Here is a 20,344-nt window from a genome sequence, read left to right on the forward strand (position 1 = left end):
CGCGTTGAGAAGCATTGATAGCTACCAGTCATCAAAACAAACCCCCGGCAAAAATGAGAAAAAAGCCGCTAGCGTAGTTTTGTGATGGCAAATTATCGAGTTTTGTCAACTTTGAATCCAGTAATAACCTTTTGCATTCACAAACCATGTCAAAGTCGCTAATTATCGTAGTCGTTGTCGCCCTTATACTGGGCATGTATGGCTGTAGCTCTTATAATGGCCTAGTAGAGAAAGATACGAAAGTACAAAATGCCTGGGCCAACGTTCAAACGCAGTATCAGCGCCGGGCCGATCTGATTCCTAATCTGGTTAATACGGTTAAAGGAGCCGCTAATTTTGAGAAAAGTACACTGGAGGCCGTTGTAAACGCCCGCGCCCGCGCCACAGGTGTGACCTTAAGTGCAGACCAGTTGACGCCAGAAAACCTTCAGAAGTTTCAGGCCGCTCAAGATCAGTTGAGCGGTACGTTGTCGCGACTGCTGGCCGTAGCCGAGAATTATCCGCAGCTCCGGGCTACCCAGAATTTTTCGGAGCTGCAAGCCCAGATTGAAGGTACCGAAAACCGCATCAACGTTGCCCGCAACGATTTCAACGGTGTCGCAACGAGCTACAATCAATCGGTACGTTCGTTCCCAAACAACATCTTCGCCGGTGTTTTTGGCTTCCAGCGTAAGGGCTTATTCGAAGCGTCGCAAGCTGCCCAAAGCGCGCCAACTGTTCAGTTTTAAAGTTATGAGGTTATAGAGTTATAAAGTTGTAGAATGCCAGTTCCAATGCTACAACCTTATAACTCTATAACGCTACAGCCTTGTAACTTATGACCAATCCCTTCACTCCCGACGCTCAGCAGCGTATCATTAATGCTATCCGGCAGGCTGAAAAAGCTACGTCGGGCGAAATCCGGGTGCACGTTGAGCCGCATTGCGCCAGCTCCGATCCGGTGCAGCGGGCCATTGAGGTGTTTGCGCAGCTAGGTATGCATCGGACTAAAGACCAGAATGGCGTTCTGTTTTATCTGGCGCATATAGACCGAAAATTTGCTATTGTGGGTGATAAGGGGATTGATGCAAAAGTACCTGCCAATTTCTGGGAAAGCACCAAAGAATTGCTACGTCATCATTTTGCCGCTGGCGATTACGCCGAAGGACTAAGTCGGGGCATTGAGCGAGCCGGAGAGCAGCTAAAACACTATTTTCCGTACGCCAGCGATGATGTCAATGAACTTTCCGATGACATTTCATTTGATTCGTAGAGCCGTGAACATACCATATCTTACCAGTCTGTTACGTATCGGTTTATTTCTGCTGCTGGCAATAACTCCGCTGGCACTTCGGGCGCAGGATACCGCTACCGACATGGGCAGCACGGCCGATTCAGTTATTCCGGCCAGGCCCAATCCTCCACGTCTGGTTAACGATTATGTGGGTATACTAAGCGGTAGTGAACGGGATCGGCTGGAACGAAAACTACGCGAATACAACGATTCGACATCCACGCAGATTACCATCGTTATTGTTAAAACCACCGAACCCTATCCGATTGGTGATTTTGCCTTTCAGGTTGGCCGGAAATGGGGCGTTGGACAACAGGGTAAAAACAACGGCCTTGTATTAGCATGGGCCACGCAAACCCGAAAAATCTACATAGCAACTGGTTATGGGCTGGAAGGGGCAATTCCGGACGCTATTGCTAAACGTATCATCAGCAATACGTTGGCTCCTGCGTTCAAGCAACAAAAGTATTTTGATGGTTTAGACGAAGCCACTACAGAAATCATTCAACGCGCCAAAGGTGAGTATAAAGCCGAGCCAGATTCAGGAGGTGGGGGCGAAGGCGCCGGCGCATTTTTTATCTTCCTGATTATCTTTATTATCATTATCATCATCATTTCCCGACGAAATAGAGGTGGTGGTAACAACCGCAACCGGGGTGGGGGATGGGGACCCGTTTTCTTTCCAACTTCAACGTTCTCAGGCTGGGGCAATTCGGGCGGGGGAGGCTGGAGTAGTGGCGGATTCGGGGGTGGTAGTTTCGGGGGCGGAGGTGCCGGAGGAGACTATTAATTATCAGTATTGCATTTGCGGTGGCCTACCAGTAAACGTCTTTTTCAGGCCGTTTAACAAAATTTAGGATTCAAAACGGGTTTGAATGTCTATTTTGGGGGTTAAATCCACCATTCATGTTTCCCGGTTTTGTTCGTACTTGCTGGCTGATTGTCTGCATTCCACTTTATTTATTTGCTCAAACCAATCCCGCGGTACCTAACTCGGCTCAATCCGATAGCGTCGCTATCCGGCGTGATACGTCTAATTCACTTCTAAAAGGTCAACCATCTAGTGGACAGGCAATTATCTTCGCTCCGCCGACGATACGTAAGCAGATTCAGGCATATGCTACGTCGACAAAACTCAAAATTGACGGTCGTTTAGACGAGGCTGAGTGGCAGCTGGCAACTCCCGTTGGTGGCTTCACCCAGGTTGATCCACAGCAGGGTCGATCTGCTACGTTTGGTACCGAAGTTCGGGTGCTGTATAACCGGCATTTTCTCTACGTAGCAGCTGTCAACCACGATTCGCTTGGCCGACGATCACTACGTACTCCAAATTTCAAACGGGATTTTAATTTCAGAGCCCACGATCAGTTTGGTGTAGTAATCGATGGATTTAATGATCGTCGGAACGGAATGACCTTCGCCACCAATCCATACAGCACACAACGTGACCTGCTTTCGTTCGATGATTTACTGTATGACGAAGACTGGGATGGCCTCTGGAAAGTACGAACCACGCGCACTGATTCGGGTTGGGTGGCCGAAATGCAGATTCCATGGCAAACGTTACGTTATGCACGTAGCGCCGATTCAACCCAGGTTTGGGGGATTAATTTTTTTCGAAATCGGCGCTATTCTAACGAACTGTCGGCATGGTCGCCCTTTCCCAGGGCGTTCACGGCGAGCCGGATTGAGTATGCCGGACAGATTTCAGGCCTGAAGCCTCCACCGCCTTCGCCTAACATCCGAATTCAGCCCTACGTATTACTCAGCGACGATCGTTACAGTGGTTCCGAAGCTACCCGGGCGCCCAGTACTAAACTAAAATTTGGCGGTGATCTCAAATGGGCGATCAACCCTAATACTGTTCTCGACCTAACGTTCAACACCGATTTTGCCCAGGCCGACGTTGATCGTCAAGTCAATAACCTGACGCGGTTTTCCGTGCTTTTTCCAGAACGGAGGGCTTTTTTTCTCGAAAATGCCAGTTTGTTCAGCGCCGGTTTGCCCGGAAATCTGGGTACGGGTGAAGGGGGTAGTATGGTTATTCAACCGTTTTTCAGCCGGACCATTGGACTCGCTACGTTAGCCGATGGCACCAGCGCTCCGGTACCAATTGACGCTGGGGCGCGGTTAGTCTATCGTTCGCTCAATCGGAATTACGGCGGTATGGTCATTCGCCAGCGTGAGTTTTCAAGCAGTCCCACTACTGATTTTATTGTGGCGCGCTACGTTGAAAATGTTGGTAAACAGAACCGAATTGGGGCTTTGTTCACGATGAAAAACGTCCATGAAACCCCTACCAACGCTGGTTATCGCAATGGTACGTTTGCCATCGATGGTTTTTTTCGGCTGAATCAGGCTACCTCCTACAACGCTATGCTGATTGGCTCGCTTAATTCGGGGGGCCTGGGACAAGGTATGGCAGGTTTCAGCAGATTCCTGTACAAAAGCAATCAGCTGGTGGCGTGGCTTACTAACTCTATCGTAACCAGACAGTTTAATGCCGAAATGGGCTTTGTGTCACGTAGCGACGTAGTGGCCACTACGCCGGGAGCGTACCTGGTGTACCGGGCAAATTGGTTGCCTAAATGGATACGTAATTTTGAGCCAGGCGCTTTCGCCGAATTTTACCACAAAGCCTCAACCGGTTATTTGCAGGAAGCGCAGTACAGCTTCAACCCAATCTGGCTCACGTTTCAGAACGGCGGCTATCTGGGTTTATTCACCAACGTTTTTTTTCAGCGTCTGGACGACGAAGACTATCGCCCACTTAGCTTAAAGATACCTTCTGGCAAATATCGTTATACACGTTACGTTGCCATGTTCAGCACGGATCCGTCTAAAAAGATTTCTTTGCAAACAAATCTGGAGACTGGGCCTTACTATGACGGTTACCTGAACTATGGCCGGGCTTCAGTCATACTCGCGCCATTGCCCCATGCCTCATTCACCATTACTGGCGAATCCAATGGATTTCGGAATGTAGGTGGCTATACCGGAAACATCGCTTTATACAGCGTAGAAAGCCGCATGGCTGTCAATCCGCGGTTGCAACTCATTAGTTTTTTCCAGCGTAATACGTATACGGATAAAAACGTATGGAATATTCGCCTGTCGTGGGAGTTTCAGCCGCTTTCGTTTCTTTATATTGTCTACAATAACGGTTCGTATCCGGGGGCGTTACGAGTCATTGACCGCCAGCAGGAGCAGCACATTATTGGGAAGCTTTCTTATCTGAAACAGTTCTGATTTTACCGCCCCTAACCCAGCGTATGTCCAGTAAAATTAGATAACCTGCTTTTCAATCAGCAGAATAAACAGGTGAATCACCTTGATGTGAATTTCCTGAATGCGATCGGCGTAACCAAAGTGGGGTACGCGAATCTCTACGTCAGCTTTGCCGGCCAGTTTACCGCCATCTTTGCCCGTCAGTAAAATGACTTTCATCCCTTTTTCGCGGGCGGCTTCAACGGCACGTAGTACGTTGCCTGAATTGCCGCTGGTACTTAATCCCAGTAATACGTCGCCCTCGTTGCCTAATCCTTCGACGAATCGCGAAAAGACGAACTCATACCCGTAATCATTACCTACGCACGATAAATGACTAACATCTGAAATGGCGATAGCGGCCAACGAACGGCGATTGTCGCGATAACGTCCGGAAAGTTCTTCGGCAAAATGCATGGCGTCGCAGTGGGAGCCACCGTTACCGCAGGAAATAATTTTTTTGCCTTGTTTAAGCGCGTCGGCCATCAACGTAGCAGCCTGTTCGATGGACCGGAGATGGTCTTCGTTACGTAAAAAATTATCCAGAACTGACTGAGCTTCTGTCAGTTCGTTACGTATGATATCGAGCATTAAGATCAGTTGTAGAGTTGTAACGTTATAGGGTTGCAGAGTTGCACTGATACTTAACCTTATAACTTTATAGCTTTATTATTTTCTAACTACCTTTAAAACACTAAGTTCCGGTAGGGTAAATTCCAACGTAGCGCAAAACTTAGTACGTGGTCGGTATAGCTGTCCTGAATGTTCTGGCTACTCTGATACCGATAGAGATAACGGCCTTCCAAGAAGATGTTGTGACGTAGCATGTAAGACGCACGTAGATCAGCCGTTGTGATAACGGTTTTACGTCCCTGACCAATGAAGTTACCTTCACTACGAACACGGTCATTATAATCTTTCAGGATGTTACCACCGTAATCGCGATCTGGGGCCGGATCAGCACCATACATCATGACGCCGAAAATACCGTTGGCAGAAAGTTTTTTCTGTTGATAACGTACTATCCCCAGCCCTTCGATGAAGTTCGCCCCCAGCGGATGTGCCAATGGCTGGCTATAATGAGCATAGTTAGTTTGCCCCGCACTGACCGTGGCCGACCGCTCGTGCGAATACGTATAAGGACGCGCCAGGTTCATTTCCAACTGCAAATCGAGGTTTGGTACGTTAAACGCGTCGATATATTTGCCCCCGAGTTGAAACGCGAATTTGTTCGTCCAGTCACCTTTACCGTCCAGCAATTGACGAAGCCGGAATTCATCGAGCATAAACTGGGTATACACCAAAAATTGCGACAGGAAATTGGCTTTAAAATCAATACCAATAAACGCATTGTCGGCGCTGCCCTGACTTGACTCAACGTAGCGGTACAAAATAATTGGATTCAAATAGCCCAAGTCAACCCGGTCGCGACTGAAGACTTCGGCTTCAAACACTCCCAGATTCATATGGTCGTTCAGGTTGATGCTTAGGTGGTGCATGGCCGTGAACTTCGGCGGAATGAGTTTATCTTCTTTCCCGATTGGTTGAGCCTGAGTATTCTGCAATTGGGAAAACAAATTTGTATACTGAATTCGTTTACCCAATCGAGTCGAAAATTTCATGAACAAAGCCGGTGGACTGTTGTCGGATAAGAACAACGATCGGAAGCCGTTCCCGAAAAAATTCCGGTCGTGACCGAACTGAACGTTTATGATTTTGAGCGCATTAAACGTAATGTAACCACGTGCCGACAGAAAATCCACACCATTCGTACGGAACTTCTTGATGAAACTTTCGCCCGGCGCTACGCCTTCTGCATTGTTAAAACGGCTGCTGTAGATGTCCCCATATCGCTGAATATATTCTGGATAGGAAGCCTGATTATCAGTAAAGAACGTATAAAACCCGAGCTTGCCGCCAATAGTACCCCGAACTTCCAAACCTCGGGTATTGGTAAACAGAAGCCTACGTTCGCTGGAAGGTGTAGCATTCTGATTTACATACGCTTCACCACCAAAGCCGACATACACAACCGGATTGACGTGTAAATCAAGATCGGGTGTCTGAAGGCTATAGGCATCCGCTTTTTTATGGTAAAAATGTTTTAGAAAAGGCTTGGGACTGTCGCCGGGAGATGTCTGGATGGCCAGATGGCGGGTAAATGGATCAAGCCGATCAATAGAATCGGTGCGAGTTACCCATTCCCAACTATCGTCTCGTAAATAGTTGAAGTTGAAATAATCGGTATTCGAAAAGCCGCGGCCGGGGTGCGCTGTTAAGCTATCGACCAGTTGAATGATACTTTGCCGATTATAAGGCTTTACACTGCTATGAAATCCATCGGCCCACTTGTTCTGGTGGATTTCGAGCCGGTCAATCAGATGATAATAATCAGCGTTGAGCGGCACAAATGGGCTTTGCGCCCGAGCAGATAACGAAAGGAAAAGAAACCAGAAAAGATAAACGTTGCTACGCATGTACATTACGTTTCTCGAACCCGCTGCGCTTCGTTCGATAACTCAATGGGCTGTATGAGCCGTTAAATTAGGGAATTGGTTTGGATATACGCCAACCTTGCGGCTAATTTAGGGCTAAAGTCTACAACAAGCTATGTTTGTTTTTGCGCAGCAGTCTTCTTTGGCTAATCAGTTTATCGCCGAACTCCGTGATGTTTCCATTCAACAGGACCGGTTGCGGTTTCGTCGGAATCTCGAACGTCTTGGTGAGCTGATGGCTTATGAAATCTCAAAAAAGTTATCGTATCAGACCACCTCTGTGCAAACGCCCCTTGGTAAGGCGCAAACGCAGATACTACGTCAGCAGCCGGTTTTAGCGACTATCTTGCGGGCGGGTCTACCGTTTCATCAGGGATTTGCCAATTATTTCGACCAGGCCGAAAATGCCTTTGCTGGGGCCTACCGGGGTTACCCCGCTAATGACAGCGAAAGTTTCGAAATTGCGATGGACTATATTGTTAGTCCTAATTTAAGCGGGAAGGTGCTGATTTTATGCGACCCAATGCTGGCTACGGGCCGTTCGCTCGAAAAAGTGTATCATGCCCTGCTACGTTACGGTATTCCGGCGCAAACGCATATTGCTTCCATCATTGCCAGTCCAGAAGGCGTTCAGTACGTTCAACAACGACTTCCCCAGTGCCATTTGTGGCTGGGCGCTATCGACGATCACTTAAACGAGCATTTCTACATCGTTCCTGGTCTCGGCGATTCAGGTGATTTGGCGTTTGGGGAGAAGGTATAAAAAAAGTCGATAGTCAGCAGTTGCCAGTCTATGGCGTTCACTGACTATCGACTACCGACCGAACCAGCGGCCCGATATTGACTATCTCAAATCTACTACTTCGACGCCGGGGTATTTGGCTTTGTCGAAGACGAAAAACGTATCTGCTACGTTGACGTTTGGTGTAAACTTCGTAACGGTATACGTAGTACGTTTGCCATCTTTATTAATAATCAGCCAGTTCCGTACGGACTTGTCAACTTTGTCGACCGAAATCTGAATGGTAGCAATTGGGCTTTTAGGCCGGTTAGGTGTCAGTTCAATAACTTCCACTGTTCGGCTGCCCTGCTTCTGTTCTTTCAGAAACTTATAATCAAATCCTCGTTTATAAATCGTATAAATCTGCGTCGGATTCAATTCGCTGGTGCTACCTTTTTCGAAATCCTGGACATTTACCTCGTTCGATTCCTTGATGTATGTGTACATCGTCTTGCCATCGGTAAACACTTCCTGACCACCTAGCAACAACCGGAACTTCTCTTCTTTTACCGTCAAATCTCCTTTGTACGATTCTTTCGTACCAGCTCCAGCACTGGAGTAAGTGAATGAAGCCTGATACGATTTCAGGGATTTATATTGCTTACTCATGGCGTCCAGAATGCCTTGGGCGCGTTTATCTTTCTGGGCAAAAGCAGGAAGCGTTAACCAGAACGCTAAACTTACTATGCACGCTATTGTTCTCATTATCATAGGAATTGCTCGTCAACTCAGGTTAATAATAATTGGCTTTGTATCTCTATACAAAGACCAAAAATGATCGGAAAAGTTTAATGATGTTACGTTGCAGAATAAAGCTTTTACTCGCCTTTCAAACGTTTTAGCATTTCTTCCAGCATTTGTAAATCCTGCACCAGTACGTCGCGGGCTTTGCTGCCTTCAAACGGGCCGACAATTCTAGCCGCTTCCAATTGGTCGACCAGACGGCCTGCGCGGTTATAGCCAAGTTTGAGTTTGCGCTGAATCAGTGATGTACTGCCCTGCTGGTGAATAACAATCAATCGGGCGGCTTCATCGAACATTGGGTCGCGGTTGCCAAGATCAACGTCTTTATCGTCGCTCTGACCACCATCGTCGCCCACAAATTCAGGCAGCGCGTAGGCATCATCATAACCGCGCTGGTTGCCTACGTATTCGCAGATTTCCTCAATTTCATTCGTATCGACAAAGGGGCACTGCAACCGAATAATCTCGGAGTTAGACGAAAGCAGCATATCACCCATCCCGACCAGTTGTTCGGCACCACCCGTGTCGAGAATGGTTCGCGAGTCGATTTTAGACGTTACTTTAAACGAAAGGCGTGCCGGAAAATTCGCCTTGATCAAACCGGTGATAACGTTTACAGATGGCCGCTGCGTAGCCACAACCAGGTGAATACCAATGGCTCGGGCTAACTGCGCTAGTCGGGCGATGGGTTGTTCAACTTCTTTTCCAGCGGTCATCATCAGGTCGGCCAACTCGTCAATAATCAGGACGATATAGGGCAAGAACCGATGGCCTTTTTCTGGATTTAGCTTACGTTTTACAAACTTCGCGTTGTATTCTTTCAGATTTCGGCAACCACCGTCTTTCAGCAGATCGTAACGCCGGTCCATTTCGATACAAAGCGAATTCAACGTATTGACCACCTTTTTGGTATCAGTGATAATTGGCTCCTCCGAATCGGGCAGTTTCGCCAGGAAATGACGTTCCAGCTTATTGAACAGGGTTAATTCCACCTTTTTAGGATCAACTAACACCAGTTTTAGCTGCGACGGATGTTTTTTGTAAATAAGCGACGTCAGCAATACGTTCAAACCAACCGATTTCCCTTGTCCGGTCGCCCCAGCCATGAGCAAGTGCGGCATTTTGGCGAGGTCTGCTACGTAGATCTCGTTGGAAATGGTTTTTCCCAACACTATTGGCAGGTCGAATTTGCTGTTGCTGAAGATATCGCTCGTAATCACCGACCGCATCGACACCATTTCGCGGTTTTTGTTGGGTACCTCAATCCCGATGGTTCCCATCCCCGGCATTGGAGCAATAATCCGAATACCGAGCGCTGAAAGGCTCAAAGCAATGTCATCTTCCAGACTTTTGATCTTGGAAATACGTACCCCTTTCGCCGGTACAATTTCGTACAACGTAACAGTTGGACCGATCGATGCCTGAATGGAGTCGATTTCGATACCAAAGTTACGTAGCGTGTTCTCGATACGTTCCTTATTCGCTGTCAATTCATCGTCAGAAACCTGCGCTTTCCGGTTATTCTGATAGTCGGTCAGCAGCTCATTTGTCGGATACTGGTATTGGGCTAATTCGAGAGTGGGGTCATAAAGCCCGTGAAGCGCCACCAAATCATCTTCCTCGAACGGGTCCGGCTCAAACGTGGGCGCTGGCGTAGCACTTTGTTCTTCGTCAACAACCGGATCGTCTGCTACAGCTTCCCGGTTTTTTATTGTCAACGTAACGCCCGTCGTTTTAGCCACATTTTCCGCCATCGAAGCCGGTTGTTCTGCTACGTGTACGTCTGATGCATCCGTTTCATTTGAGTAAGGTTCTTCCTGGTACGTTGGTGTGACCCGGGGCGCATTACGTGGTTCTTCGACCACCGGCTCCTCGTACTCTTCTTCATCCTCGTACTCGCTTTCGTCGTATGTCTGCAAAGGATTTGCTGATGAACGTACCGAACGAGGAGGGCGAGATGGCAAGGAAAGAGTAGGCAATTGAATCGTCCGTATGTCCACGAAATAAACAAGGAATACGAAAAGCAGAAAGCCAATAAAAGCCAGATTCCCCCAGCCAATCAGCCCATACAGTGCTACGTTGGTTTCATAACCCAAGCCTCCGCACCATACGCTCGACGTTTGCGCCGAATTCGTTACCAGCACAATATACCCCAACAGAAGGCTAGTCCAGAAGGCGACAAACAAAAGCAGCGTAGTAGTACGGCTCAGCGGTAACAATTCGCGCCGGAAGGTGAGCTTATAGCCCGCCAGAAAAACAATGACCGGGAAAGCCAGTGCGCCAATGCCAAACCATCGAAACACAAATACGTGAGCTACATATGCTCCGACAACGCCGGCCCAGTTACGGGTTTCGTGGGCGGTTTCGGCTATTGGCTCCGAGAAAGCGGCCCCAACCACACTCTGGTCGGCAGTACCATTAAATAAGTACGAAACAAACGCAAATAGCAGTCCGAGAGCCACAGCCATGGTCAAGACCCCAAGGGTCAGGGTCGAGCGCTGGTCGGTGAACCAACGGTCGAGGGCGGCACCCCAGTTAAAAGAAGGCGCCTTCGGTCGGCTGGCCGACGGCTTTGGCCGGGGAGCTCGGGGTTCAGTACGTTCAACAGGTCGACGGATTGTGTTCTGCCGAGGAGGGGTAGTCGGTTGTGCCATACAAATGGGTCAGGACAGTAGCGGCAGGTAAATTTCCAAAATTTCAACGAAAATCTACGAAGAAACTGTGCATAAGCCTAGCTTTTTGTTTACAAATGTAAAATGTATCTCGGCTTGTTTGCTGGTAATGAATTGTATGAGCCAGGTTCCAGCTTGGCCAGTGGTCAATAAAGTTACTTTACGCCACAGGCTTATGCATTTTTAAGAGACCCCGGTTGATACGTCGGGCTAAAGCGGGACCTTCATAAATAAAGCTGGTGTATACCTGAATCAGGCTGGCTCCGGCGTTAAGTTTCTCGAATGCATCCTCGGCCGAAGCAATGCCTCCAACGCCAATTATGGGAAAGCTTCCGCCCGATTGCTGATGGAGGTATCGAATTACGTCCGTTGCCCGCTCACGTAGCGGCTGACCGCTTACGCCACCTGCACCCATCTCTTCAACAGCAGCTGCCGGAGTTTGCAATCCATCCCGACTAATGGTTGTGTTTGTGGCAATAACGCCCGAAATACCCGTTTCGGCCACAATAGCAATGATGTCGTCGAGCTGCCCATTGGTTAAATCCGGAGCGATTTTCAGCAAAACAGGTTTGGTGGAAATGTCCAGACGTGCCGACTGCTGACGGTTCTCCTCCTGAATAGCCGACAATAAACGGGTTAGTGGCTCCCGTTCCTGTAGGTCGCGCAGACCGGGCGTATTGGGCGAGCTGACGTTGACGACAAAATAATCAACTGCATCGAACAGCTCCCGAAAGTTGAACAGGTAGTCCTGCGTTGCTTCATCGTTTGGTGTGTCCTTGTTTTTGCCAATGTTGCCGCCCACAATTACTTGCCGATTTCCTCGGTTTTTAGCGAAATGACGCAGTCGTTCGGCTGCTGGGCCAGCACCTTTATTGTTGAAACCCATTCGGTTGATGATCCCTAAATCAGCTTTTAAGCGGAAGAGTCGCGGGCGAGGATTTCCGGCTTGCGGACGTGGCGTAACGGTGCCAATCTCAACAAAACCAAAACCCAGGTCGCTCAGCTCACTGACGAGTTCGGCGTTTTTATCAAAGCCGGCCGCCATACCTACCGGATTGGGAAACGTAATGCCGAATACGTTACGTATCAGCCGTTTATCTTCCACAACGTAGTAGCTTCGAAAGAGGGAAGATAGGCCGGGTAGGGCCAGGAAAAATTTTAAAAATCGTGTGACAGTGTGATGGATGGTTTCCGCATCGAAACGGAATAGTAATGGCAAGATGATACGCTTATACATGCTGCAAAGATACGTTCCAGCCAGCCGGGAGTTACGACCGGTAGAAATATTTCTCGTCAGAACATAGTCAATTGGCTGCGACAGTTAACCAAACAGATTCGATGAAAGGTAACGGTCACCCCGGTCGCAGATGATACAAACAATGGTACCTGACTCCAGTTCTTTAGCCAATTCGACGGCTGCGTGCACGGCTCCTCCACTGCTCATACCTGCAAAAACGCCTTCTACGCTCGCCAGCTTACGCGTCATGGACGTAGCATCTTCGGTCGAGATTTCCATAACCCGGTCGACACGCTGCGGCTCAAAAATTTTTGGCAGATATTCTACCGGCCATTTCCGAATGCCGGGGATAGACGAGCCATCAGTAGGTTGGCATCCTACAATTTGTACGTCTGGGTTTTGCTCTTTCAAAAAGCGCGAAGTGCCCATGATGGTGCCCGTTGTACCCATCGACGAAACAAAGTGAGTAATTGTTCCAGACGTATCACGCCAGATTTCGGGGCCTGTCGTTCGGTAGTGAGCAAGGTAGTTATCCGGATTTGCAAACTGGTTGAGCATCAGATACTCCCCTTTTTTTACTTGCTCATCGGCATAGTCGCGGGCACTTTCCATTGTTTCGGTCAGGATAACCTTCGCGCCAAACGCTTCCATCGTCAGCACACGTTCGTGCGTGGAGTTTTCGGGCATAATCAGCTCGATGTCGATGTCATAGAGCCGGGCAATCATGGCGAGGGCAATTCCGGTATTACCGCTCGTGGCCTCAATGAGTTTCATGCCGGGCTTCAGTTCACCACGGGCAATGGCTCCCTGAATCATACTGGCTGCAGCACGATCTTTTACGCTTCCGCCGGGATTGTTGCCTTCAAGTTTACCATAAAGGGTTACGTTGGGATTTGGATTCAGGCGGTTCAATTCAACTAAAGGAGTATTACCGACTAAATCAAGAAGGGTTGCCATGCTAATTCGGATCGCTTTTGTCTTATGTTTTTTCAAAGTTGAAAGCGGCTCAATTAGTTCACTACGTTTCTCCTGCATACGCTTTGTACTTCGCCCGCTACGCTATTGATTTTGGTGTCGAAATATTTTTATCTGTTAGCCAATTGATTGATAATGAATTTTGTGTAAACTTGCTATCAAGATTCTCGAACAACGTATCGGCTCACGCTAAGGTTGTTTTTGAATCGTACTATTCGCACCAAAAATTTCCACATCATGAAAAAAAAGTTAGTAGCGAAGCCGCTAGACTATGTCCTTGTAGAGCAACTGGCCGATCAGTTTGCCATGCCTGATTTAACACTTCCATTCTGGGGCTGCCGTAAGAAAATGCCCATGCATCAGATTGTACGACTGGAAGGTGAGGGTAATTACACCTTATTTCATTTTGTAGATGGTAGTCAGTTGATGGTTTCGCTGACGCTCAAGAAAATGGAAAGTCGTTTGTCGCCCAAAGTCTTTGCGCGACCTCACAAGAAAAATATTATCAACCTGCTTTACCTCGAAGCCATTCACCCGGAGCATCAGCAGTTGAGTGTGAGTCTGGTCAATGGGCACCGCGTAGAAGTGTCGCGCCGGAAAGCCAGCCGGTTTATCAAACAGGTGAGAGGATTTCAGCAGGAAGTACAACTTTTCGACGTAGCACCAACGGCTGCTTAATGCTATACAACGTAACGCCGGTAGAAATCAGTGATTTAGAGCGAGCTAATTCTCACTGATTTCTACCGGCGTTACGTTGTTTAAACCAATTATTTACTTTTTCTGCTTCTCCATTTCCTCATCCCGCAACGGCCGACGTAGTATTTTGCCGACGTTCGATTTGGGTAGTTCGTTGCGAAATTCAATCATGCGGGGCACTTTATACGGAGTGAGGTTCTCACGGCAGTAAGCTTTAATGTCATCTGCGGTGATATTAGGGTCTTTTTTGACCACAAAAATCTTCACCACCTCCGTCGATTTTTCGTCGGGAACGCCAATACAAGCTACCTCCAAGACGCCGGGGCACTGCGCTACTACGTCCTCGATTTCGTTCGGATACACGTTGAAACCCGACACCAGAATCATGTCTTTTTTACGATCAACGATTTTGAAGAATCCATCTTCGTTCATCACGCCGACATCGCCCGTTTTAAACCACTCACCCATCATGGATTTGGCGGTTTCCTCGGGCCGGTTGAAGTAGCCTTTAAACACCTGCGGGCCACGCGCTACGATTTCGCCAGGTTCGCCGACAGCGGCATCGGTGCCGTCTTCGTTAACGATTTTTATCTCCGTACTAGGCCAGGGAATACCAATGGTACCCACTCGCACTGAGCCGTCAACCGGATTCGAACAAAGCACCGGTGATGTTTCAGTCAGACCGTAACCTTCGCAGGGTGTATTGCCTGTCAATTTAGCCCAGCGCTCCGCCACGGCAGTTTGCAAGGCCATGCCCCCTGCCGATGTAACTTTCAGATGACTGAAATCGACTTCACCGATACGTGGATGATTGAGTAGGCCATTATACAACGTATTGACGCCCGTAAATGCGGTGATTTTATACTTTTTCAGGTCGTCGATAAACGCGTTCAGGTCACGTGGGTTGGTAATGAGCAGGTTCATTGAACCGCTTTTTAGGGACGCTAACGCATTGGTAGTAAGCGCGTAAACGTGATAGAGGGGTAATGCAGCTACAATAATACCTTCGCCATCGGGAATGTGCGCGGGCATCATCCAGTAATGCTGACACTCTACGTTGGAAATGATGTTCCGGTGGGTCAGCATCGCTCCTTTCGAAACGCCGGTAGTGCCACCTGTATACTGAACAAAAGCCAGGTCGCTGTTAGCAATGGTTACGGGTTTAAACGGCTGAGAACTACCACGACTCAGGGCTTCGCTGAAGGAAATAGCGTCCGGCAGGTTGTAGGCAGGCACCAGCTTCTTGACGTACTTCACAACGGCGTTTACGATGAGTTTCTTCGGGAAACCCAGCATATCGCCCAGTTGCGTAATCACTACGTGTTTAATGTCGGTGCGGTCGAGAATTTTCTCCAGATTGCTCGCGAAGTTGCTTAGAATGACGATGGCTTTCGCGCCCGAATCCTTGTATTGATGCTGCATCTCCCGTGGCGTATAGAGCGGATTGGTATTAACAACCGTTAAGCCCGTCCGTAATGCGCCAAACATCGCTATTGGATATTGCAACGTATTAGGCATCTGAATCGCAATCCGGTCGCCTTTCTGGAGCTTCAGATCATTCTGCAAAAACGACGCAAACTGAGCCGACAGTTTCTCCAGTTCACCAAACGTAATCTGCTTGCCCATACAGGCATAAGCCGGTTTATCAACGAATCGTTGGCAGCCCTCTTCCAGCAAGGCAGCCAGTGATGGATAAGCATCTGGATTGATTTCGGTGGGTACTTCTTTCGGATAGAACCGAAACCAAGGGTGAGTATTGACTGTCGACTGGGTTTTCATGAACGATACAACGGTTTAGGGTACCTCACTTGTTCAGGGTAATTTACGGGTTTCTTAGTCAAAACGAAAGGAGAAGGCTAACGTAGTAAAAACGTTATTTCCCAAATGATTTGCATTTTCTGACGTAACAAATCCTTGATGCGTGAACAAAACTATGGAAATTGTTCTATCGAAATCTGGACCCAGGCCAAACCTTTTCGAACGGCAAAAAAAGATGCCGGAACCTGGGGCTCCGGCATCTCGCGTCCAACCATTTGTATATGTATTCAACCGTTCATCATACAATGGCCTTCTGGATGCAACTACTATCTGCTTGTTGATGTCATTAGGCGGACGCCTAACAGCGTTTAAGTTAAGAAAGAAACCAGAAACGCCGGTCCGGATGAGGCCGGCGTTTTTATTGTTGCCGATTCCATTCGCAAGATAGTTAATCTTTTGTTAATAGAAAGCAATTGGAATAAACAGAACTGTTTATCAATTAACCTCCGAAATAAGATTTGGCGTTTTGGTGAAACGTTTTCGGTAAATAGAACTTTGTATCGGTCGTTCAGCGCTGACTCACTTCGAGCAAATCGGTACGCGTTTTGAGTAGCGTGGGTCGTCACTACTGGAGTAGCTAGAATAATCAGGCCGACGGTACACGAATTGCAACGTACTGGTCAATTCATCGCCCTGCCAATGGCCATGATGAAATAAAAGTTCAAGATTTTAGGTTGACATTCAGAAGCAATTGATCGCTGACAATTAGCCAAAAACAGCTGGTTATAAATTCTGTAAATAGCTCGTAATCAGGGATGTATTTTCAATTTCGATTCGTCCCAGAAGACCTTCCTGACTGCGTTGTAGGAGAATATCAACTGTGTTATTCGGTAAGCTCAGGTCGGCACCGGCTTCGACTAATAACTCCACGAGGTCAAGCCTGCCTCCGAATGGGCCAACCACGTAGTAAATGGCCGCTCTACCTTGTTCGTCTACCGTATTTACATCAAAGCCCTGTTCCAGTATAAATTTTATAGGTGCTATTTCCCACCGTTCCGCAGCGTTGAACCAAATTGGTTTCCAGTTACTGTTGGCTTCCAGCCATTCGGGCGGCAGGATTTTCCAGAGATACTGATTAGCATCCGACTCCCACCGTGACTCGGGCTGAACCAAAGGCGTTACCTCCACCTGATTTATGCTTAGGTCATACCGGTACGTTAACTGCTTCGCTTGGTTGTACCAACTAAAAACAGGGTTTTGAACAGGCCGTTCGTAATACGTCAGAAATTCAGCTTCTGATGGCGCTTCTGGATTGTTCATAAATAAACCGTGCCATTCAAGGCATTTCCAGAGGATCCCCAGTAATCGCGGAGTGATAATTAGCTTGCTACGTTCTGCGGACGTATTCACCAATTCGTTCATGCTGAACGCCTGTTAGTTAGCCAAACGATTTCGCGATTGATACGTAGCATTTTTGTCTTTTCCTGCCAAATAACCCGTTTCAACGAACGTAGCAGGGTCGGCTTCAGTAAGTTGGTCGTTGCCTAGATAGACGTGATTTTTGTCGGATGCGTAATAATTTCCCGCACTTTTCAGGGACGTAATATCTACGTTAGACATCCGATTCCAGTACGTGTCTTTGCCCAGTGCCAGCCCCCACACCCTACGTCCATCGGTGAAGGTCAAGTCCGTTATTTTTTGGAACGATTGCCCATTGGCTCCTTCAATCGGGCGATCTTGAAAATATACGTAGCGTCGGTCGGTCGTAAGATAATAGCCGTTAAACATGAGCACCACTTTGAATGTAGCAGGGTCGGTGCCAGATATAATTTTTGTGCTCCGGTAAACGTAGCGGCTATCACGGGCGTAGGCAAATCCTTCTGCCGTTACGTTGCTCGGGGTTTCGGCCGGGTTGGGCACAATGTCAAAATGCGCGCCGTCGGTGCTGATACGTTGCTCCTGAAAATAGCCGTTTGTTTCGTCTTTAGAATAGTCGCCAGCCAGATAAACGAACGTAGCGGGATCGGCCTGGGCGATGGGCTGTCCACGATAAAAAACCTGCTTTTTGTCTTTGCCGTAAACTTTATTGATGGCCTTGAACGTAGCGACATCAGCGTCTTTGACAACAGAACGATTAGCCGGGAATCCTGTATATAGCACAATCTGACCATCTTCGATGCGATAGCCACTACGTGCGCTTTCGCTACAACCAAACAAAAGTGCGGCAATAGCTGCCAAAGGTGAATAGGCCACGAACTTCTGGAATAAAATTAGCATACGATAGGTGTTGACTACCAGCTACTTCCCGAACCGCCCCCGCCCGAGCTACCCCCGCCCCAGCTGCTGGAGGAACTGCTGTAAGAACCGCCTGAATAACTACTCGACGAACTATAGCTGCTCGACGACGAGCTCGAACTGGACGAAGATGACGAACCTGATGAAAGTCGGGCAATAACATGAGCGGTTTCTTCATGACGTCCACAAGCATCACAGACAAACTTTTTGATGCTGCGACCTTCTTTTTCAGTGGTAGCTTTTGTCACTACCTGAGTATCCGTAAAATGCATAGTTCTCGAGTGGCATTTTTTGCACCGATGATACGTTGAATTCTTCAGGTTTTCGTAGCCAATAATCGCTGTTACGTTATGAGTCTGGTTATGCCAAACATCGTAATCAACGGTTTTAAGTTCCTGCTCCAGTTGCTGATACTCAGTCAGAAAAGGGGTTTCATCTGAGTCAGCTACTTTCGTGAGTTCATACCCTTCAGCCGAACGACGTGGGCGATTACGAAGACCATCCAGCCACTGTTTATCTTCGCGCCTGATCAGCCAGAAAGGTAATGGGAAAAGCATGGCCTTGAACCAGCCAGTCGACATGGCCAGTTTCCAGCGGTCGTATTGCTGCTGATCGGTCATTTTGCCAAATAGGTCGTTAAACTTGATCAGTCGACGCAAACGGGCTTCCCACAGAACCAGGCACATATAGCCATAGAGAGTCAGCAACATTTGCCAGCCGGGCATCATGCCTCTGTCGCGAAGCTGGATAAATACAGCTCCCAAAAGGATTGGCATTACCAGAGCGAGAAAAATTCCCCATAAATTCCGTTTCCAGCGGGGTTTCGAAATGGCCTGCTCGATAGCCGTTGTTGTGGCGTCGGCGCTTTTGAACCAGACGGTAAATAGTTTTATAAGGCATAAAAAAATGCCGAAATAAATACAGAGTACCATCACGCCCCCGCCACTCAGGCCAGTATAGGGAGCCGGCATATATTTGGAGTCATCATAAATCTCGCGCTGGGCTTCGGGCATCGTCAGTATACGTATCACTTGCGAAACACCAGCCACCATGGCTCTGTCGAAATCACCGACTTTAGCCAGCGGAATCATGTTCTGGGTCTGAATCCGTTTGCAGATAGCATCCGGTAGAAGGCCCTCCAGCCCATAGCCCGTTTCCATCTCAATCCGGTGCTGATCTTTCACCAGCAGAATCAGCAAACCGTTGTTTTTCTCCTTATACCCAAGTCCCCATTTACGGAACAACGTAGTGGCAAAATCTTTAGGCACGACCTCTCCAATGGAATTCACGCAAACCACCGCTACCTGCGCCGTTGTCGAATCTTCCAGCGCACCCAGCATCGAATCGATTCGACTTACTGCCAATGTCGATAAAATAGCATCAGGATTACTAACGTAGTGACTGCTACGTTGCTGTTTAGGGTTAGGAACCGTTTCGGGCGTGTAGCCTTGTGCAAGGCAATACACTGGTAAACAGGCAGTCACCAACATGCAGAGTACAAAAAAATGGTGAAGTTTCTGGCTCATAATCAGGAAATAAACGGGTGAGCAGTAAATGCATGGTAAAAATGCTGCCCTATTTCATCCCGATTCAAACAGATTGACAGATGGGTACATTTGAGCAGAAATCGGCGGGGGCAGGTTAATATTTGGTAGGCGTGGGCGCTTAAATATTATCCAGCTACAACGCCTTATCGGTTTTTGGGGTCTGCTTTAACAAATCCCCAACTTATGAAATACGTTATTTTTTTCCTCACTATGCTTTTTGGATTGAGTTGCTCGCAGCCAGAGAATACTGATCCGGCGAACGCGCTCGTTGGTACCTGGCGACTTATTAATTATTGTCAGCCCACAACCGGTTCAACCTGCGCACAAACCATTATTCCGACCGATAAAGGCGTCTTTGTCACGTTCACCAACCAAGGCGTTTTTAATGAGTACTATGAAAATACCAAGCCCGTCGATTATGCCTTTTTAGGGTGCGGCAGCGGAGATTATTCCCTCGAAGACAACGCGGTACGTATCAGGGCAATCTGCATGTCTTCCAACCAGGGCCGGCTCATGAAAATCGTTTCTGTAAATGCGAAACAGTTGGTGTTAAATCCTTTTGATACAGGTGATTACGTATTTGAGAAGAAGTAGGCCAGCCGTA

At 48.0% G+C, this 20,344-nt stretch carries 17 protein-coding genes; 7 read left to right on the forward strand and 10 right to left on the reverse strand.

Features of this window, described 5'->3' with window-relative positions; genetic code table 11:
* Window positions 1–146: 146 nt before the first annotated feature.
* The 4 genes from ACYVF1_RS21880 (at window position 147) to ACYVF1_RS21895 (ending at window position 4,522) form a co-directional block, all read left to right on the forward strand.
* Complete coding sequence (locus ACYVF1_RS21880; RefSeq protein WP_461082845.1) at window positions 147–728, forward strand: LemA family protein; 582 nt, start codon at window positions 147–149, stop codon at window positions 726–728.
* 89 nt (window positions 729–817) lie between these two features.
* A complete protein-coding gene (locus tag ACYVF1_RS21885) occupies window positions 818–1,252 on the forward strand; it encodes a TPM domain-containing protein (RefSeq protein WP_461082847.1) in 435 nt (144 codons plus the stop codon).
* Window positions 1,230–2,063 (forward strand): TPM domain-containing protein, encoded by an 834-nt coding sequence (locus ACYVF1_RS21890; protein WP_461082849.1) that lies wholly within the window; start codon window positions 1,230–1,232, stop codon window positions 2,061–2,063. The genes ACYVF1_RS21885 and ACYVF1_RS21890 overlap by 23 nt, the downstream gene beginning before the upstream one ends.
* A gap of 116 nt (window positions 2,064–2,179) precedes the next feature.
* Window positions 2,180–4,522, forward strand: coding sequence for a carbohydrate binding family 9 domain-containing protein (locus ACYVF1_RS21895; protein ID WP_461082851.1), 2,343 nt, complete (start codon window positions 2,180–2,182; stop codon window positions 4,520–4,522).
* A 36-nt stretch (window positions 4,523–4,558) separates the two neighbouring features.
* Here ACYVF1_RS21895 and lpcA read toward each other — a convergent pair whose 3' ends face one another.
* Window positions 4,559–5,131 (reverse strand): D-sedoheptulose 7-phosphate isomerase, encoded by a 573-nt coding sequence (gene lpcA / locus ACYVF1_RS21900; protein WP_461082853.1) that lies wholly within the window; start codon window positions 5,129–5,131, stop codon window positions 4,559–4,561.
* A gap of 95 nt (window positions 5,132–5,226) precedes the next feature.
* Window positions 5,227–7,017 (reverse strand): hypothetical protein, encoded by a 1,791-nt coding sequence (locus tag ACYVF1_RS21905; protein WP_461082855.1) that lies wholly within the window; start codon window positions 7,015–7,017, stop codon window positions 5,227–5,229.
* Between the two features lie 133 nt (window positions 7,018–7,150).
* On the opposite strand from ACYVF1_RS21905, the gene upp reads away from it, so the two are divergent.
* Window positions 7,151–7,798: a uracil phosphoribosyltransferase gene (gene upp / locus ACYVF1_RS21910; protein ID WP_461082857.1), complete on the forward strand. Its 648-nt coding sequence runs from the start codon at window positions 7,151–7,153 to the stop codon at window positions 7,796–7,798.
* Window positions 7,799–7,879: 81 nt separating this feature from the next.
* Here the strand turns inward: upp and ACYVF1_RS21915 are convergent, their stop codons facing one another.
* The 4 genes from ACYVF1_RS21915 to cysM form a co-directional block, all read right to left on the reverse strand.
* On the reverse strand, window positions 7,880–8,521 hold the full coding sequence (locus ACYVF1_RS21915; RefSeq protein WP_461082859.1) for a LolA family protein: 642 nt from the start codon (window positions 8,519–8,521) through the stop codon (window positions 7,880–7,882).
* Between the two features lie 113 nt (window positions 8,522–8,634).
* The gene (locus ACYVF1_RS21920; protein WP_461082861.1) at window positions 8,635–11,214 is read right to left on the reverse strand and encodes an FtsK/SpoIIIE family DNA translocase; all 2,580 of its coding nucleotides are present in this window, start codon (window positions 11,212–11,214) and stop codon (window positions 8,635–8,637) included.
* A 178-nt stretch (window positions 11,215–11,392) separates the two neighbouring features.
* Window positions 11,393–12,469 (reverse strand): quinone-dependent dihydroorotate dehydrogenase, encoded by a 1,077-nt coding sequence (locus tag ACYVF1_RS21925; protein ID WP_461082863.1) that lies wholly within the window; start codon window positions 12,467–12,469, stop codon window positions 11,393–11,395.
* Between the two features lie 84 nt (window positions 12,470–12,553).
* Window positions 12,554–13,426: a cysteine synthase CysM gene (cysM, locus tag ACYVF1_RS21930; protein ID WP_461082865.1), complete on the reverse strand. Its 873-nt coding sequence runs from the start codon at window positions 13,424–13,426 to the stop codon at window positions 12,554–12,556.
* A gap of 255 nt (window positions 13,427–13,681) precedes the next feature.
* Between cysM and ACYVF1_RS21935 the strand changes: the two genes are divergently transcribed.
* Window positions 13,682–14,122 carry a LytR/AlgR family response regulator transcription factor gene (locus ACYVF1_RS21935; protein ID WP_461082867.1) on the forward strand — a complete coding sequence of 147 codons (441 nt, stop codon included), beginning with the start codon at window positions 13,682–13,684 and terminating at the stop codon, window positions 14,120–14,122.
* A 93-nt stretch (window positions 14,123–14,215) separates the two neighbouring features.
* On the opposite strand, the gene ACYVF1_RS21940 is transcribed toward ACYVF1_RS21935, so the two are convergent.
* The 4 genes from ACYVF1_RS21940 to ACYVF1_RS21955 all read right to left on the reverse strand — a co-directional run bounded on the left by ACYVF1_RS21940 (window position 14,216) and on the right by ACYVF1_RS21955 (window position 19,719).
* A complete protein-coding gene (locus ACYVF1_RS21940) occupies window positions 14,216–15,919 on the reverse strand; it encodes an AMP-binding protein (RefSeq protein ID WP_461082869.1) in 1,704 nt (567 codons plus the stop codon).
* 762 nt (window positions 15,920–16,681) lie between these two features.
* Window positions 16,682–17,320, reverse strand: a complete 639-nt coding sequence (locus ACYVF1_RS21945) for a hypothetical protein (protein WP_461082871.1) — start codon at window positions 17,318–17,320, stop codon at window positions 16,682–16,684.
* A 12-nt stretch (window positions 17,321–17,332) separates the two neighbouring features.
* On the reverse strand, window positions 17,333–18,175 hold the full coding sequence (locus ACYVF1_RS21950; protein WP_461082873.1) for a DKNYY domain-containing protein: 843 nt from the start codon (window positions 18,173–18,175) through the stop codon (window positions 17,333–17,335).
* A gap of 14 nt (window positions 18,176–18,189) precedes the next feature.
* Window positions 18,190–19,719: a TPM domain-containing protein gene (locus tag ACYVF1_RS21955; protein ID WP_461082875.1), complete on the reverse strand. Its 1,530-nt coding sequence runs from the start codon at window positions 19,717–19,719 to the stop codon at window positions 18,190–18,192.
* 204 nt (window positions 19,720–19,923) lie between these two features.
* Between ACYVF1_RS21955 and ACYVF1_RS21960 the strand changes: the two genes are divergently transcribed.
* Complete coding sequence (locus ACYVF1_RS21960) at window positions 19,924–20,334, forward strand: lipocalin-like domain-containing protein (RefSeq protein ID WP_461082877.1); 411 nt, start codon at window positions 19,924–19,926, stop codon at window positions 20,332–20,334.
* The last annotated feature ends 10 nt before the right edge of the window (window positions 20,335–20,344 follow it).

It is taken from the genome of Spirosoma flavus (assembly GCF_054778555.1).